This window comes from Rhodococcus sp. IEGM 1381, from assembly GCF_030056795.1.
Classification (GTDB): domain Bacteria; phylum Actinomycetota; class Actinomycetes; order Mycobacteriales; family Mycobacteriaceae; genus Rhodococcoides.
Map to the genome: position 1 here is coordinate 1 of NZ_JASHKQ010000029.1, position 13,552 is coordinate 13,552.

Annotated in this window: 22 protein-coding genes; 18 read left to right on the forward strand and 4 right to left on the reverse strand. The window is 62.7% G+C overall.

The annotated features are described in order from the left end of the window. Positions 1-57: 57 nt before the first annotated feature. Genes rplX through QM797_RS26010 form a run of 3 tightly spaced genes read left to right on the forward strand, consistent with a single transcriptional unit; the run spans position 58 to position 1,139 of the window. Positions 58-375 carry a 50S ribosomal protein L24 gene (gene rplX, locus QM797_RS26000; protein WP_008718278.1) on the forward strand — a complete coding sequence of 106 codons (318 nt, stop codon included), beginning with the start codon at positions 58-60 and terminating at the stop codon, positions 373-375. A 1-nt stretch (position 376) separates the two neighbouring features. Continuing rightward, positions 377-949 carry a 50S ribosomal protein L5 gene (gene rplE / locus QM797_RS26005; protein WP_008718275.1) on the forward strand — a complete coding sequence of 191 codons (573 nt, stop codon included), beginning with the start codon at positions 377-379 and terminating at the stop codon, positions 947-949. 4 nt (positions 950-953) lie between these two features. Continuing rightward, entirely contained in the window at positions 954-1,139 is a 186-nt protein-coding gene (locus tag QM797_RS26010) for a type Z 30S ribosomal protein S14 (protein WP_008718273.1), read from the forward strand. Positions 1,140-1,230: 91 nt separating this feature from the next. Here the strand turns inward: QM797_RS26010 and QM797_RS26015 are convergent, their stop codons facing one another. From QM797_RS26015 to QM797_RS26025, 3 genes are read right to left on the reverse strand one after another with little or no spacing between them, the layout of a single operon-like run. Then, positions 1,231-1,929 carry a DUF6885 family protein gene (locus tag QM797_RS26015; RefSeq protein WP_283278627.1) on the reverse strand — a complete coding sequence of 233 codons (699 nt, stop codon included), beginning with the start codon at positions 1,927-1,929 and terminating at the stop codon, positions 1,231-1,233. 1 nt (position 1,930) lies between these two features. Further along, on the reverse strand, positions 1,931-2,743 hold the full coding sequence (locus QM797_RS26020; RefSeq protein ID WP_283278628.1) for a hypothetical protein: 813 nt from the start codon (positions 2,741-2,743) through the stop codon (positions 1,931-1,933). Between the two features lie 23 nt (positions 2,744-2,766). Further along, positions 2,767-3,297, reverse strand: coding sequence for a type I glutamate--ammonia ligase (locus QM797_RS26025; RefSeq protein ID WP_283278629.1), 531 nt, complete (start codon positions 3,295-3,297; stop codon positions 2,767-2,769). Between the two features lie 398 nt (positions 3,298-3,695). On the opposite strand from QM797_RS26025, the gene rpsH reads away from it, so the two are divergent. The 9 genes from rpsH to map all read left to right on the forward strand — a co-directional run bounded on the left by rpsH (position 3,696) and on the right by map (position 9,381). After that, on the forward strand, positions 3,696-4,094 hold the full coding sequence (gene rpsH / locus QM797_RS26030) for a 30S ribosomal protein S8 (protein WP_008718266.1): 399 nt from the start codon (positions 3,696-3,698) through the stop codon (positions 4,092-4,094). 13 nt (positions 4,095-4,107) lie between these two features. Beyond that, positions 4,108-4,647 (forward strand): 50S ribosomal protein L6, encoded by a 540-nt coding sequence (gene rplF / locus QM797_RS26035; RefSeq protein WP_027496323.1) that lies wholly within the window; start codon positions 4,108-4,110, stop codon positions 4,645-4,647. A 1-nt stretch (position 4,648) separates the two neighbouring features. Then, positions 4,649-5,065 (forward strand): 50S ribosomal protein L18, encoded by a 417-nt coding sequence (gene rplR, locus QM797_RS26040; RefSeq protein WP_283278630.1) that lies wholly within the window; start codon positions 4,649-4,651, stop codon positions 5,063-5,065. A 34-nt stretch (positions 5,066-5,099) separates the two neighbouring features. Further along, a complete protein-coding gene (gene rpsE, locus QM797_RS26045; protein WP_283278631.1) occupies positions 5,100-5,774 on the forward strand; it encodes a 30S ribosomal protein S5 in 675 nt (224 codons plus the stop codon). Beyond that, positions 5,774-5,953: a 50S ribosomal protein L30 gene (rpmD, locus tag QM797_RS26050; RefSeq protein ID WP_008718256.1), complete on the forward strand. Its 180-nt coding sequence runs from the start codon at positions 5,774-5,776 to the stop codon at positions 5,951-5,953. Before rpsE ends, rpmD begins: the two co-directional genes overlap by 1 nt. A gap of 2 nt (positions 5,954-5,955) precedes the next feature. Next, positions 5,956-6,399: a 50S ribosomal protein L15 gene (gene rplO, locus QM797_RS26055; protein WP_283278633.1), complete on the forward strand. Its 444-nt coding sequence runs from the start codon at positions 5,956-5,958 to the stop codon at positions 6,397-6,399. A 314-nt stretch (positions 6,400-6,713) separates the two neighbouring features. Beyond that, a complete protein-coding gene (gene secY / locus QM797_RS26060; RefSeq protein WP_032376651.1) occupies positions 6,714-8,036 on the forward strand; it encodes a preprotein translocase subunit SecY in 1,323 nt (440 codons plus the stop codon). Further along, entirely contained in the window at positions 8,033-8,587 is a 555-nt protein-coding gene (locus QM797_RS26065; protein ID WP_283278634.1) for an adenylate kinase, read from the forward strand. The genes secY and QM797_RS26065 overlap by 4 nt, the downstream gene beginning before the upstream one ends. Then, complete coding sequence (map, locus tag QM797_RS26070) at positions 8,587-9,381, forward strand: type I methionyl aminopeptidase (protein ID WP_283278635.1); 795 nt, start codon at positions 8,587-8,589, stop codon at positions 9,379-9,381. Before QM797_RS26065 ends, map begins: the two co-directional genes overlap by 1 nt. 3 nt (positions 9,382-9,384) lie before the next feature. Here the strand turns inward: map and QM797_RS26075 are convergent, their stop codons facing one another. Beyond that, positions 9,385-10,239 carry a glycosyltransferase family 2 protein gene (locus QM797_RS26075; RefSeq protein WP_283278636.1) on the reverse strand — a complete coding sequence of 285 codons (855 nt, stop codon included), beginning with the start codon at positions 10,237-10,239 and terminating at the stop codon, positions 9,385-9,387. A gap of 342 nt (positions 10,240-10,581) precedes the next feature. Between QM797_RS26075 and infA the strand changes: the two genes are divergently transcribed. The 6 genes from infA to QM797_RS26105 all read left to right on the forward strand — a co-directional run. Continuing rightward, complete coding sequence (gene infA / locus QM797_RS26080; RefSeq protein WP_005140011.1) at positions 10,582-10,803, forward strand: translation initiation factor IF-1; 222 nt, start codon at positions 10,582-10,584, stop codon at positions 10,801-10,803. Positions 10,804-10,892: 89 nt separating this feature from the next. Then, on the forward strand, positions 10,893-11,006 hold the full coding sequence (gene rpmJ / locus QM797_RS26085) for a 50S ribosomal protein L36 (RefSeq protein WP_025347279.1): 114 nt from the start codon (positions 10,893-10,895) through the stop codon (positions 11,004-11,006). 204 nt (positions 11,007-11,210) lie between these two features. Next, positions 11,211-11,585, forward strand: a complete 375-nt coding sequence (gene rpsM, locus QM797_RS26090; protein WP_283278637.1) for a 30S ribosomal protein S13 — start codon at positions 11,211-11,213, stop codon at positions 11,583-11,585. After that, positions 11,585-11,998 (forward strand): 30S ribosomal protein S11, encoded by a 414-nt coding sequence (gene rpsK / locus QM797_RS26095; protein WP_019663574.1) that lies wholly within the window; start codon positions 11,585-11,587, stop codon positions 11,996-11,998. Before rpsM ends, rpsK begins: the two co-directional genes overlap by 1 nt. 25 nt (positions 11,999-12,023) lie before the next feature. Next, positions 12,024-12,629, forward strand: coding sequence for a 30S ribosomal protein S4 (gene rpsD, locus QM797_RS26100; RefSeq protein WP_283278638.1), 606 nt, complete (start codon positions 12,024-12,026; stop codon positions 12,627-12,629). Positions 12,630-12,728: 99 nt separating this feature from the next. Next, positions 12,729-13,552 (forward strand): DNA-directed RNA polymerase subunit alpha (locus tag QM797_RS26105; protein ID WP_283278639.1); only part of this gene is annotated, 824 nt, incomplete at its 3' end.

A 13,552-nucleotide genomic window follows, 5' to 3' on the forward strand; every position in this document is an offset into this window, starting at 1 on the left:
GAGCTGCGTGAGAAGAAGTTCATGAAGATCGTCTCGCTCGCCCCGGAGGTGCTGTAAATGAAGGTGCACAAGGGCGACACCGTTCTCGTGATCGCAGGCAAGGACAAGGGCGCCAAGGGCAAGGTCATTCAGGCCTACCCCGCTGACTCCAAGGTTCTCGTCGAGGGCGTGAACCGCATCAAGAAGCACACCGCGGTCTCCGCCAACCAGCGCGGCGCATCCTCGGGTGGCATCGTCACCCAGGAAGCCCCGATCCACGTATCGAACGTTGCAGTGGTCGACTCGGACGGCAACCCCACTCGCGTGGGCTACCGGACCGATGAGGAATCCGGCAAGCGCGTTCGTGTTTCCCGGAAGAACGGGAAGGACATCTGAGATGACTACCACCGAAAACATCGCGGGCGAACAGCCCCGCCTCAAGGCGCGCTACCGCGCCGAGATCAAAGACGCCCTGAACACCGAATTTGCATACGAGAACGTCATGCAGATCCCCGGCATCGTCAAGGTCGTCGTCAACATGGGTGTCGGCGACGCCGCCCGTGACGCCAAGCTGATCAACGGTGCAGTTGCCGACCTCGCTGCCATCACCGGCCAGAAGCCGGAGATCCGCAAGGCTCGCAAGTCCATCGCACAGTTCAAGCTGCGCGAAGGAATGCCCATCGGCGCACGCGTCACCCTTCGTGGCGACCGCATGTGGGAGTTCCTCGACCGTCTGGTCTCCATTGCCCTTCCCCGAATCAGGGACTTCCGCGGCCTTTCGGGCACGCAGTTCGACGGCAACGGAAACTACACGTTCGGCCTCAACGAGCAGTCGATGTTCCACGAGATCGACGTGGACAAGATCGATCGTCCGCGCGGCATGGACATCACCGTAGTAACCACCGCAACCAACAACGAAGAAGGCCGCGCGCTGCTCAAGCACCTCGGCTTCCCGTTCAAGGAGAACTGAGTCCATGGCGAAGAAGGCATTGGTCAACAAGGCCAACAAGAAGCCGAAGTTCGCGGTGCGTGCATACACTCGCTGCAACCGCTGCGGCCGTCCCCATTCCGTGTTCCGCAAGTTCGGCCTCTGCCGTATCTGCGTGCGCGAAATGGCACACGCCGGAGAGCTTCCCGGAGTTCGCAAGAGCTCCTGGTGATCTGAAGCCCTCGGGCTTCAGCACACCACGCTGATGGGCGTGGGTTCCGAAAGGAACCCACGCCCATTGTGCGTTGTGTCGGGCCCCGATCTCAGACGGACCACAATTCGCTTCGGAGTTCCAGCGAGCGGACCAGGCTTCCCGCTGCACGCCGATCCTTGCTGCCGACGATCAGCAGCAGGCCACGTTCGGACATCGCCGACGCGAAGGCGTCTGTGGAGACGGTTCGGCATCCGGGCGGCATATCCGGGCCTCCAAGTTCCCGATAGGTGTCGGCAATCGCCACTACGTCCTCGACTGGATCGAATCCCCAGACGGTCACGAAATGTCCGACGCTCCAATCGAATTGGGTCAGTCCCTCGGTATGGACATTCGCCACCAAGCCGAATCGGAACCGGACGTCGGCAAGACGGCCGAGTAGCAGACGCAATTCCGCGACACCGGGCCGCATGATCGGAACCACGGCAACGCGGTGGCCGGTCGCCGTCTCGATGCCCACCGCGAGACCCTTGGCACTCGTCCCGGCTGCATCGATCGATGCAGCCCTCGGCAGTCCATCCCACCCGTCGGTGATCCGGGGCGATCCAGGAGGACGCGCCGACTCCACCTCGACCGGCCAGATCGCGGATCCCGATGCGACCGCGAGCGCCGTGACATCCGGTGCGCCATCGTCGAGAACAGCGGTCAACGCTACCGATGCCGAGAACGGTCCGCAGAGTTGATCCGGTTGTGGCAGAGCCTGATCGAGAGTCGAGATGATCGCGGATGCCCCGGCAAACCGTCGCAACACGTCAGTAGATCCATCGCAGCGATTCGAGTAGTTCGTCCTCGGTGTGACTCTCCGCCCACGCTGCATCGGCGTCCCGGCAGGCAACGAACGCGCCCAGAAGGTCCTCGCCCAGCACGTTCGCGACCAGTGCAGACGAGAGTAGGTTCTCACGTTGCTGCACATGGGTCGTCGCGAGCGGGGAGATACCCGCGGCATCGCGACGTGCGTCGTCCCAGCCACCCACGTCCTGCTGAACCGGTGGCGGCAACTGCGCCGAATCCGCCACTCCGGACAGGCCGGCCGCGATCGTGACGGCCAGCGCCAGATACGGATTGGCGGACGCGTCGCACGCCTTCAACTCGACGTTGGTGTGTTCCGGGCCGAGAAGGGGCGAGGCCGGTACCAGTCGCACTGCAGCCTCACGGTTTTCGACGCCCCAGAACCCGAAGGCACCTGCCCAGTAACCCGGTCGACGACGCAGCAGCGACCCCGAACTCGGTGCCGTGATGGCAGTGAGTCCCGGGAGTTCTCGAACGATGCCCGCGATGTACGCCCGCCCGGTGTCGGACAGTCCATGATCTCCGTCTCCGGTCAGAGCGTTGTGGCCGTCGTGAACCAGTGATGTGTGCAGGTGCCATCCGTTACCCGCACTGCTCGACGAGGGCAGGGGAGCAAAGCTCGCCCGCAGGCCCTGGGCCCGTGCTGCTGCGTGGATGGTCTGCCGCGCGAGAACTTGCGCATCGGCTGCAGCAAGTGGATCGAGTGGACTCAGTGCGATCTCCAGCTGGCAGCCGCCGTACTCGGCATGAATCTGACCGATGTCGAGGCCATTCACAGAAAGCGCCTCGAGTAGCAGGACTACGAATTCGTCGACATCGCGAAGTGCGTTCGCGAGTAAGCAGGTCCGCGATGAGCAGACAGTCCGTCCGATTCGCGAGTCAGGGCGAACTCGATCTCGAATCCGGCCCGCACCTCGAAACCGGCATCGGACGCCCTCTGCACCTGCCGCTCGAGAACAGCACGCTGATCGTAGGGCCACGGTGTGCCGTCGGCCGAGACCTGCCGACCGTGCACCCAGGCCAAACCTGGTTGGCCAGCAAGTGGGACCACGCTCGACGCGTTGTCGATCACCGGAATCAACCGCACATCGCCGGACGGCGTCGACAGTCCGTCGTGGGCGAATGTGATCCCGTCATGCGAATCGAACACCGCGAACACCGCGGTGACTCCTACTCCTCGACGTGCGACTGCAGTCAATTCTGCGGTGGGCACTGTGCGTGATCGGACAATCCCGTTGTTGTCGACCCAGCCGATGGTTACCCCGGCGATGTTGCGGTCGCGCAGAGTGTGGGTGAGGTGGTCGATGTCGACTGCCTTCGAGTCCGTCATGGTCCGACGTTAGCGAATTAGTGGTCGTCGGGGTGTCCGACTGGACCCGAGCCGCTGCGCAGTGGTAGGGCGATTTGGTCTTCGGGTGCGTGATGCCTACACTAGAGCGGTTGCCCGGGCTTCGTCGTGCCTGCACGCGAGTCCTTGCAATACACCAAACGCAACCTCGAGTTCTCCGTACGTCAGCATTGAACATGCGGAAGCTCGTAACACCTGGCAGTGCAGCGATGCATTGCTTGGAGCGCAACCCCTGACCGGCAACAGTCGGTCAGGACATGTTCACTTCGCTGTAGGCCCACGATGTGACGAGCCAGGCCCGACGGTTTTCCGAAACCCACAGGCACCAGCCCGCGCGTGCTGCATGGGAACCGCTGCGAGAAAGGTGCACAGGTCACACCATGACGATGACCGATCCAATTGCAGACTTCTTGACTCGTCTGCGCAACGCCAACTCGGCGTACCACGACGAGGTGAAGCTTCCCCACTCGAAGCTCAAGGCGAACATCGCCGAGATCCTCAAGCGTGAGGGCTACATCTCCGATTACCGCACGGAAGACGCCGAGGTGGGCAAGACCCTCATCGTCGATCTGAAGTACGGCCCGAGCCGTGAGCGCAGCCTCGCCGGCGTGCGACGCGTCTCCAAGCCCGGTCTCCGGGTGTACGCAAAATCCACCAATCTGCCCAAGGTTCTCGGCGGCCTGGGCGTGGCGATCATCTCCACGTCCACCGGTCTGCTCACGGAGCGTCAGGCTGCCAAGCAGGGTGTGGGCGGAGAAGTCCTCGCCTACGTCTGGTAGGGGAGGCCACACCATGTCACGTATTGGAAAATTGCCGGTCGCAGTCCCCGCTGGCGTCGATATCACCATCGACGGCCAGGACGTTGCGGTCAAGGGCCCCAAGGGTGCCCTGAGCCTGACAGTCGCCGAGCCCATCAAGATCGCTCGCGCCGACGACGGCACCATCGCCGTCACCCGGCCGGACGACGAGCGTAAGAGCCGCTCGCTGCATGGCCTCTCGCGCACTCTCGTCGCGAACCTCATCACCGGTGTCACCAACGGTTACACCACCAAGATGGAGATTCACGGCGTCGGTTACCGCGTCGTACTCAAGGGCAAGGACCTCGAGTTCGCACTCGGTTACAGCCATCCCGTGCTGATCGAAGCACCCGAGGGCATCACGTTCACGGTCGAGTCGCCCACGCGATTCACCGTTGTCGGCATCGACAAGCAGAAGGTCGGTCAGATCTCTGCCAACATTCGTCGTCTGCGGCGTCCGGACCCGTACAAGGGCAAGGGCATCCGCTACGAGGGTGAAGTGATCCGCCGCAAGGTCGGAAAGACGGGTAAGTGATATGAGCCAGCAAACAGCAGACAAGGCGAACGTCGTCAAGCGCACACCGCGCGGCACCGACGTCTCGACGAAGCGTCGCCTGTCGAAGGCACGTCGTCACTTCCGCCTTCGCAAGAAGATCTCCGGAACGCCCGAGCGTCCGCGCTTGGTCGTCAACCGGTCCTCGCGTCACATCCACGTGCAGTTGATCGACGACCTCGCGGGCCACACGCTGGCCAGCGCGTCGAGCATCGAAGCCGATGTGCGGGCGCTCGAGGGCGACAAGAAGGCCGTCAGTGCAAAGGTCGGCGAGCTCATCGCCAGCCGTGCGAAGGCAGCCGGCGTCGAGGCAGTCGTGTTCGACCGCGGCGGCAACAACTACAGCGGCCGCGTCGCGGCACTCGCAGATGCAGCCCGCGAAGGCGGGTTGACGTTCTGATGATGACAATGACTGACAACGGAAGGACAGCCTGATGCCGGGACGTCAACGGCGTGACGGCGGAAGCGGCCCCGCCGGACAGAACAGTGGCCCCAACGCAGGTGGCGACAACAACCAGCGCGGCGACAACCGCGGTGGTGGCGGTCGTGACCGTCGTGACAACGGCCGTGGCGGAAACGCTGCGGACAAGTCGAACTTCATCGAGAAGGTCGTCACGATCAACCGCGTCTCCAAGGTGGTCAAGGGTGGTCGACGCTTCAGCTTCACCGCCCTCGTCATCGTCGGTGACGGCAACGGACTGGTCGGCGTCGGCTACGGCAAGGCCAAGGAAGTTCCCGCGGCCATCCAGAAGGGTGTCGAGGAGGCTCGCAAGAGCTTCTTCCGCGTCCCGATGATCGCCGGCACCATCACGCACCCCATCCAGGGCGAAGCCGCTGCCGGCATCGTCATGTTGCGTCCGGCCAGCGCCGGTACCGGCGTCATCGCCGGTGGTGCTGTGCGAGCAGTGCTGGAGTGCGCCGGTGTCCACGATGTGCTGTCGAAGTCGCTCGGTAGCGACAACGCCATCAACGTCGTGCACGCTACCGTCGCAGCCCTCAAGGGTCTGCAGCGTCCCGAGGAAGTTGCGGCTCGCCGTGGCCTGACCCTCGAAGAGGTTGCACCCGCCGGAATGCTGCGCGCACGCGCACAGGCAGGAGCGGTGAAGTAATGGCTCAGCTGAAGGTCACTCAGATCAAGAGCACCATCGGCCAGAAGGCGAACCAGCGTGACAGCCTGCGTACTCTCGGGCTCAAGGGCATCCGCCAGACGGTCGTCCGCGAGGACAACCCGCAGAACCGCGGACTGGTCAACACGGTGCGCCACCTCGTAACTGTTGAGGAGGTCTAACCATGACCATCAAACTGCATCACCTGCGCCCCGCAGCCGGATCCAAGTCGACGAAGATTCGCGTCGGCCGTGGTGAAGGTGGCAAGCGCGGCAAGACCGCAGGTCGCGGTACCAAGGGAACCGGCGCACGCAAGAACGTGCCGGCACGCTTCGAGGGTGGCCAGATGCCCCTCCACATGCGGCTCCCGAAGCTCAAGGGCTTCACCAACCGCAACCGTGTCGTGTTCCAGGTCGTGAACCTGCGCGACATCGAGCGTCTGTTCCCCGAGGGTGGTCAGATCGGTATCCCCGAACTGATTGCCAAGGGAGCTGTTCGCAAGAACGAGCTCGTCAAGGTTCTCGGCGACGGAAACCTGACCGTGAAGGTCGAGATCTCGGCTAACAAGTTCACGGGATCGGCCAAGGAAAAGATCGCCGCTGCCGGCGGTTCTACTACCGAGGTATGAGCATTGCTTCGGTGCGCTGAGTAGCAGTACACCGAACAACAGTTCGTGACGATGGCCGCAGCCACAGCTCTCGCAGCTGAGCTGCGGCCATCGTTGCCTACCCGCAATGTCGTGTGTGCCGACCGATCGGCCGGGGTCCAACACTGACCGTCGGTTCGCTCGATGCGCACTGTTAGAGTTCTAGAGTTCAGAGAAGTTCGTACCGATGCGGTCGATGTATGTCGTCCGCAGTCCATGTTCGTGAGGCTCACGGGAGCATCAGTCGCTCCCGGTGAAGCACTCGCGGCGTCAACGCAGTCGTGCCAGGAGGATCTTTGCTTTCCGCCTTCGTGTCGGCCCTCAGGACTCCTGACCTGAGACGGAAGATCCTCTTCACGCTCGGTCTGGTGGCCCTGTATCGCTTCGGTGCAACGCTGCCGTCGCCGGGTGTCGACTACGCCAATGTCCGAGCATGCATCGACCAGGTCTCCGGTGGAGATTCGGCGGGCATCTACTCGTTGATCAACCTGTTCTCGGGTGGAGCGCTGCTCCAGCTCTCGGTGTTCGCGATCGGCATCATGCCGTACATCACCGCCAGCATCATCGTGCAGCTGCTCACCGTCGTCATCCCCAAGTTCGAGGAACTCCGCAAGGAGGGACAGTCCGGCCAAGCCAAGATGACGCAGTACACGCGTTACCTGTCGATCGCACTGGCCATCCTCCAGGCGACCGGCCTGGTGGCCCTCGCCTCGCGCGGCCAGCTGCTCCAGGGATGTCAGCAGGACATCATCGCCGACCAGTCCATCTTCGGGCTCGTCATCATCGTGCTCGTCATGACTGCAGGTGCAGCCGTCGTGATGTGGTTCGGCGAGGTCATCACCGAGCGCGGTGTCGGCAACGGAATGTCGCTGCTCATTTTCGCCGGAATCGCCTCGCGCATCCCGTCCGAGGGCAACTCGATCCTCGAGAGCCGCGGTGGACTGGTGTTCGGGTTCGTCTGCTTCGCAGCGTTCCTCATCATCACCGGTGTGGTCTTCGTCGAGCAGGGTCAGCGCCGTATTCCGGTTCAGTACGCCAAGCGCATGGTCGGTCGAAAAATGTATGGCGGCTCCTCGACCTATCTTCCGCTCAAGGTCAACCAGGCCGGCGTCATCCCGGTAATCTTCGCATCCTCGTTGCTCTACCTGCCCAATCTGATCGCACAGCTCACCTCTGCGAGCACCGCAACGGATCCCAGCTGGTGGCAGCGCATCATCAACGAGTACTTGGTGAACCCGGCCAACCCCGTGTACATCGCGATCTTCTTCGGTCTCATCGTCTTCTTCACGTACTTCTACGTGGCGATCACGTTTAATCCCGAAGAGCGCGCCGACGAAATGAAGAAGTTCGGTGGGTTCATTCCCGGTATTCGCCCCGGCAAGCCGACTGCGGACTACCTCAACTACGTCCTCAGCCGGATCACGCTGCCCGGCTCGATCTACTTGGGCACGATCGCTGTGCTCCCGAACCTGTTCCTCGACATCGGCAGTTCGGGTGGAGGCGGGAATCTCCCGTTCGGTGGAACAGCCGTGCTGATCATGGTCAGCGTCGGCCTGGACACCGTGAAGCAGATCGAAAGCCAGCTCATGCAGCGCAACTACGAAGGGTTCCTCAAGTGAGACTTGTTCTGCTCGGTCCCCCCGGTGCCGGCAAGGGCACCCAAGCCGTTCTCCTCTCCGGGAAGCTGGGCGTGCCGCACATCTCGACCGGAGATCTGTTTCGCGCGAACATCGGTGAGAAGACGCCGCTCGGCCTCGAAGCGAAGAAGTACCTCGACGCCGGCGATCTGGTTCCCAGTGAGCTGACTGTCGACATGGTTCGCAGCCGTCTCGCCGAGCCCGATGCCGTCAACGGCTTTCTGCTCGACGGCTTCCCACGTTCGGTCGGTCAGGCCGAGGCTCTCGTGGGGATTCTGTCCGATCTCAACGCGAAGCTCGACGCCGTACTGTCGTTCGTCGTCGACGAGGACGTCGTTGTCGAACGGATGCTTGCGCGCGGTCGCGAGGACGACAAAGAGGACGTCATCCGCAACCGCCTGAAGGTGTACCGAGACGAGACGGCACCGCTGCTCGACTACTACGCCGACGAGCTCGTCACGGTCGACGCGATCGGTGAAGTGGACGACGTCAACGGCCGCGCGCTGAAGTCCATCGAGGATCACGGCAAGTAATGGCGTTCGGCCGTAAACGCAAAGTCGTCCCGTTTCGTAGCGCAGGTGAGCTCGACGCGATGGCTGCCGCCGGTGCGGTCGTAGGCGCTGCGCTGGTTGCCGTCAGAAACGCGGCGGGTCCCGGGGTGTCGACACTCGAACTCGATCGAGTGGCCGAAGCGGTGATTCGGGACGCGGGGGCAGTTCCGTCGTTTCTCGGGTACCACGGCTTCACCGGCAGCATCTGCTCTTCGGTGAACGATCGTGTGGTGCATGGCATCCCGTCAGCTGACGAGGTTTTGGCTGCAGGCGACCTGGTGTCCATCGATTGTGGTGCAGTGCTCGACGGTTGGCACGGAGACTCCGCGTGGACGTTCGCCGTCGGAGACATCATCGAGGCCGACGCGATGCTGAGCGAGGCGACGAGACTGTCGATGGAAGCGGGTATCGCTGCCATGCTTCCTGGTAACCGACTCACCGACGTGTCGCACGCCATCGAGTCCGGAACACATGCGGCGGAAAAAGCGCACGGCCGTAAGTACGGAATCGTCGACGGTTACGGCGGCCACGGAATCGGCCGCGAGATGCACATGGATCCGTTCCTGGCGAACGAAGGTGCGCCGGGCAAGGGCCCCGAGTTGGTCGTCGGATCGACGCTCGCGATCGAACCGATGCTGACTCTCGGGACCTACGACACCGACATCCTCGAAGACGGATGGACAGTCGTCACGACCGACGGATCGCGCTCGGCACACTGGGAGCACACGGTCGCCGTGACCGAGGACGGGCCTCGAATCCTGACCCTCCGTCCGTAAGGGCTACCAGCGCAGCGATCGGTGGCGTATCCCTCCGCGAAGCACGGCTAGTTGGCCCGCGACTTCACGAGTCCACAGGTCAGCGGGTATCCCTCCCAGGACGTCGGGTACCAGCGGATTCCGGACCGTCATGGTCAACAGAGCTAGCACGCTGTGCCGAATCCGAAACGGTGGGCAGCCATGCGCTCGATACAGCCCGCACACGTGAGCCGATCCGTACCCCAGAGCCGCGGCCTGTTTGAAGTGAGATCGAAGACCGTCGCGTAAGCGATACGCGACGAGTGGCTCGGCCACGAAGGCGAGGCGAAAGCCCTCGCCCTGCGCACGCCACGAGAACTCCAGGTCCTCGCTCGCGTGAACATCTTCCCTCATGCCGCCGAGTACTCGATACATCGACGCGCGGCACGCCATACTTGCACCGATCACGAACGGCCGAAACGGGTTCTTTCCTTGGTGTTCGGCTGCTGCAAACGGTATCGCCGGTCGGGTTCTGTCGGAATTGAGCGTGTCGATCTCGAGCGCGGTGCCCACCAGATCTGCCGACTCGAGGGCTTCGACGAGGCGACTCAGCCAGCTGGGATGCACAGCGTCGTCAGCGTCGCAGAACGCAAGATATTCACCGGCGGCTGATTCCGCGCCTCGATTGCGGGCGTACGACGCCCCGGATGAGCCCGATGCGTCGACGTAGGTGAGGTTCAGTTCGCTTGCCAGGCGGTGGTTTTGCACGTGCGCCCGAAGTCCGTCCGTCGAGCCGTTGTCGCTCACCACGACGGAGAACGAGTGCGCGTAATCCTGTGCCGCCAGTGCCTGCAACTGCGCGTCTATAACATCAGCGCAGTTGTACGCCGGCATTATCACCGAGATTGTCGGGTTGTCTGCCGCCTCGCTGCTACTGATTACCTTGTCCTCACGTCATTCGACTGCGTCCGATCGCCTCGGTTACCGGGGGAGACGATATTCGTCAGCAGTATCGGCCGCAACCGATAAGGCGTCTACGGATTCCGATTCATTTGGTTGCCGGACGCCGACCCGGTAGCATGGATCGACGGTGCGTCCTGCGTACCGGATGCTTGCGTGCCTCGAGGGGTCGTGAGCCGTTCCGGCGACACGCTGTCCTGAGAAATCGGGCCGGTCAGAAGGCATCACGGTAACGGAAACAGATGCAATCAACCAGGTGTGAGAGCCAGGATCGCGGAGGATATGGCCAAGAAAGACGGTGCTATCGAGGTAGAGGGCCGAGTAGTCGAACCACTGCCCAATGCGATGTTTCGCATTGAGCTCGAAAACGGCCACAAGGTACTCGCTCACATCAGCGGAAAGATGCGTCAGCACTACATTCGCATCCTTCCCGAGGATCGCGTCGTCGTAGAGCTTTCGCCCTACGACCTCACGCGTGGACGCATCGTTTACCGCTACAAGTAAGAGCTTCCCCGGCCACGTCCGGTCGGGGGGAACCATGCTCGGGACCGCTGCCTACAGCGGGGCCGAGCTACACACAGGAGATCAACGACGTGAAGGTTCAGCCGAGCGTCAAGAAGATCTGCGAAAAGTGCAAGGTGATTCGTCGTAACGGGCGCGTCATGGTGATCTGCGACAACCTGCGCCACAAGCAGCGTCAGGGATAACCACCGAGCTTTTCGCACGTCGGCTTGGCAACAGCTAGAAGATGACCTCCCAGCACCAACCGCGACACACGCGTTGCGGCATACCCCCGGCACGGAGGCCGGGGCCCCACTGAGTTAGTTGAAAGACGCTTCACACCCCAGCGGTGTGAAGGACACAGGGGACGGACTGGGAGCAGACCTCCGGACAAGAAAAGGAAATGCCACATGGCACGTCTCGCAGGTGTGGATCTTCCGCGCGAAAAGCGCATGGAGATCGCACTGACTTACATCTACGGCGTCGGCCGTACCCGCTCCAAGGAGATTCTTACGGCAACCGGCGTCAGCCCGGATCTGCGTAGCAAGGATCTCGGTGACGAGGATCTGCGCAAGCTCAGCGATTACATCAACGAGTCCCTCAAGGTCGAGGGCGACCTGCGCCGCGAGGTGCAGGCCGACATTCGTCGCAAGATCGAGATCGGCTGCTACCAGGGCATTCGCCACCGTCGTGGACTGCCCGTCCGTGGACAGCGCACCAAGACCAACGCGCGCACCCGTAAGGGCCCCAAGCGCACCATTGCCGGCAAGAAGAAGGCGAAGTAATGCCCCCTAAAGCACGCGGTACCGGTCCGAAGAAGACGCAGAAGACGCGTCGCAGGGACAAGAAGAACGTCCCGCACGGATCTGCGCACATCAAGAGCACGTTCAACAACACGATCGTGTCGATCACCGACCCCGCCGGAAATGTCATCTCGTGGGCGTCCTCGGGACACGTGGGCTTCAAGGGCTCACGTAAGTCGACTCCGTTCGCCGCCCAGCTCGCAGCCGAGAACGCTGCCCGCAAGGCACAGGAGCACGGCGTCAAGAAGGTCGACGTCTTCGTCAAGGGTCCCGGCTCCGGCCGTGAGACCGCGATCCGCTCGCTTCAGGCCGCTGGCCTCGAGGTCGGCACCATCTCCGACGTCACCCCTCAGCCGCACAACGGCTGCCGTCCGCCCAAGCGGCGTCGGGTCTAGCGGGAAAGGGAAAGGTTACTAAGTAATGGCACGTTATACCGGTCCTATGACCCGCAAGTCCCGTCGTCTGCGCGTCGACCTCATCGGAGGCGACCAGGCGTTCGAGCGTCGTCCCTACCCGCCCGGCCAGCACGGTCGCGCGCGGATCAAGGAGAGCGAGTACCTGCTCCAGCTGCAGGAGAAGCAGAAGGCTCGCTTCACCTACGGCGTCATGGAGAAGCAGTTCCGTCTGTACTACAAGGAAGCCAACAGGGCCGCCGGCAAGACCGGTGAGAACCTGCTGACCATCCTCGAGACTCGTCTCGACAACGTCGTCTACCGTGCGGGTCTCGCACGCACGCGTCGTCAGGCACGCCAGCTGGTCACCCACGGCCACTTCCTCGTGAACAACAAGCGAGTGGACATCCCCAGCTACCGCGTCTCGCAGTACGACATCATCGATGTCCGCGAGAAGTCCGCACAGACACTGCCGATCCAGATCGCGCGCGAGAGCTACGGCGATCGTCCGGTCGCACCGTGGCTGCAGGTCGTTCCCAACCGTCTTCGCATCCTGGTTCACCGGGTGCCGGAGCGCGCACAGATCGACGTGCCGCTCCAGGAGCAGCTCATCGTCGAGTACTACTCGAAGTAAGGCGCAGCACGCATGTGAGTCTCTTCGCGAGGCTCACATGCGTCTTCGCCTCCACACGTGGGCGTCAAATAGCGGACGCCCGTACAGGAGGAACACACAATGCTCATTTCACAGCGCCCGACGCTGACCGAAGAGGTCATCGCCGACAACCGCTCGAAATTCGTCATCGAGCCGCTCGAGCCCGGCTTCGGTTACACACTCGGCAACTCGCTCCGCCGCACCCTGCTCTCGTCGATCCCCGGCGCTGCTGTCACCAGCATCCGTATCGACGGTGTTCTCCACGAGTTCACTACGGTCCCCGGTGTGAAGGAAGATGTCACCGACATCATCCTGAATCTCAAGGGCCTCGTCGTGAGCTCCGAAGAAGACGAACCGGTCACCATGTACGTCCGCAAGCAGGGCCCCGGCGCTGTCACCGCAGGCGACATCGTTCCCCCGGCCGGCGTGACGGTGAACAACCCTGATCTGCACATTGCGACCCTGAACGACAAGGGCAAGTTGGAGATCGAGCTCGTCGTCGAGCGCGGTCGCGGCTACGTCCCCGCCGTCCAGAACAAGGCATCGGGTGCCGAGATCGGCCGTATTCCGGTCGACTCGATCTACTCGCCCGTGCTCAAGGTCACCTACAAGGTGGAGGCCACCCGCGTCGAACAGCGCACCGACTTCGATCGGCTCGTTCTCGACGTGGAAACCAAGAATTCCATCACCGCGCGGGACGCGCTCGCTTCGGCGGGCAAGACCCTGGTTGAGCTCTTCGGCCTCGCCCGTGAGCTGAACGTCGAAGCAGAAGGCATCGAGATCGGACCCTCGCCCGCCGAGGCCGATCACATCGCTTCCTTCGGACTCCCCATCGAGGATCTGGACCTCACCGTCCGTTCCTACAACTGCCTCAAGCGCGAAGGTGTTCACACCGTCGGTGAGCT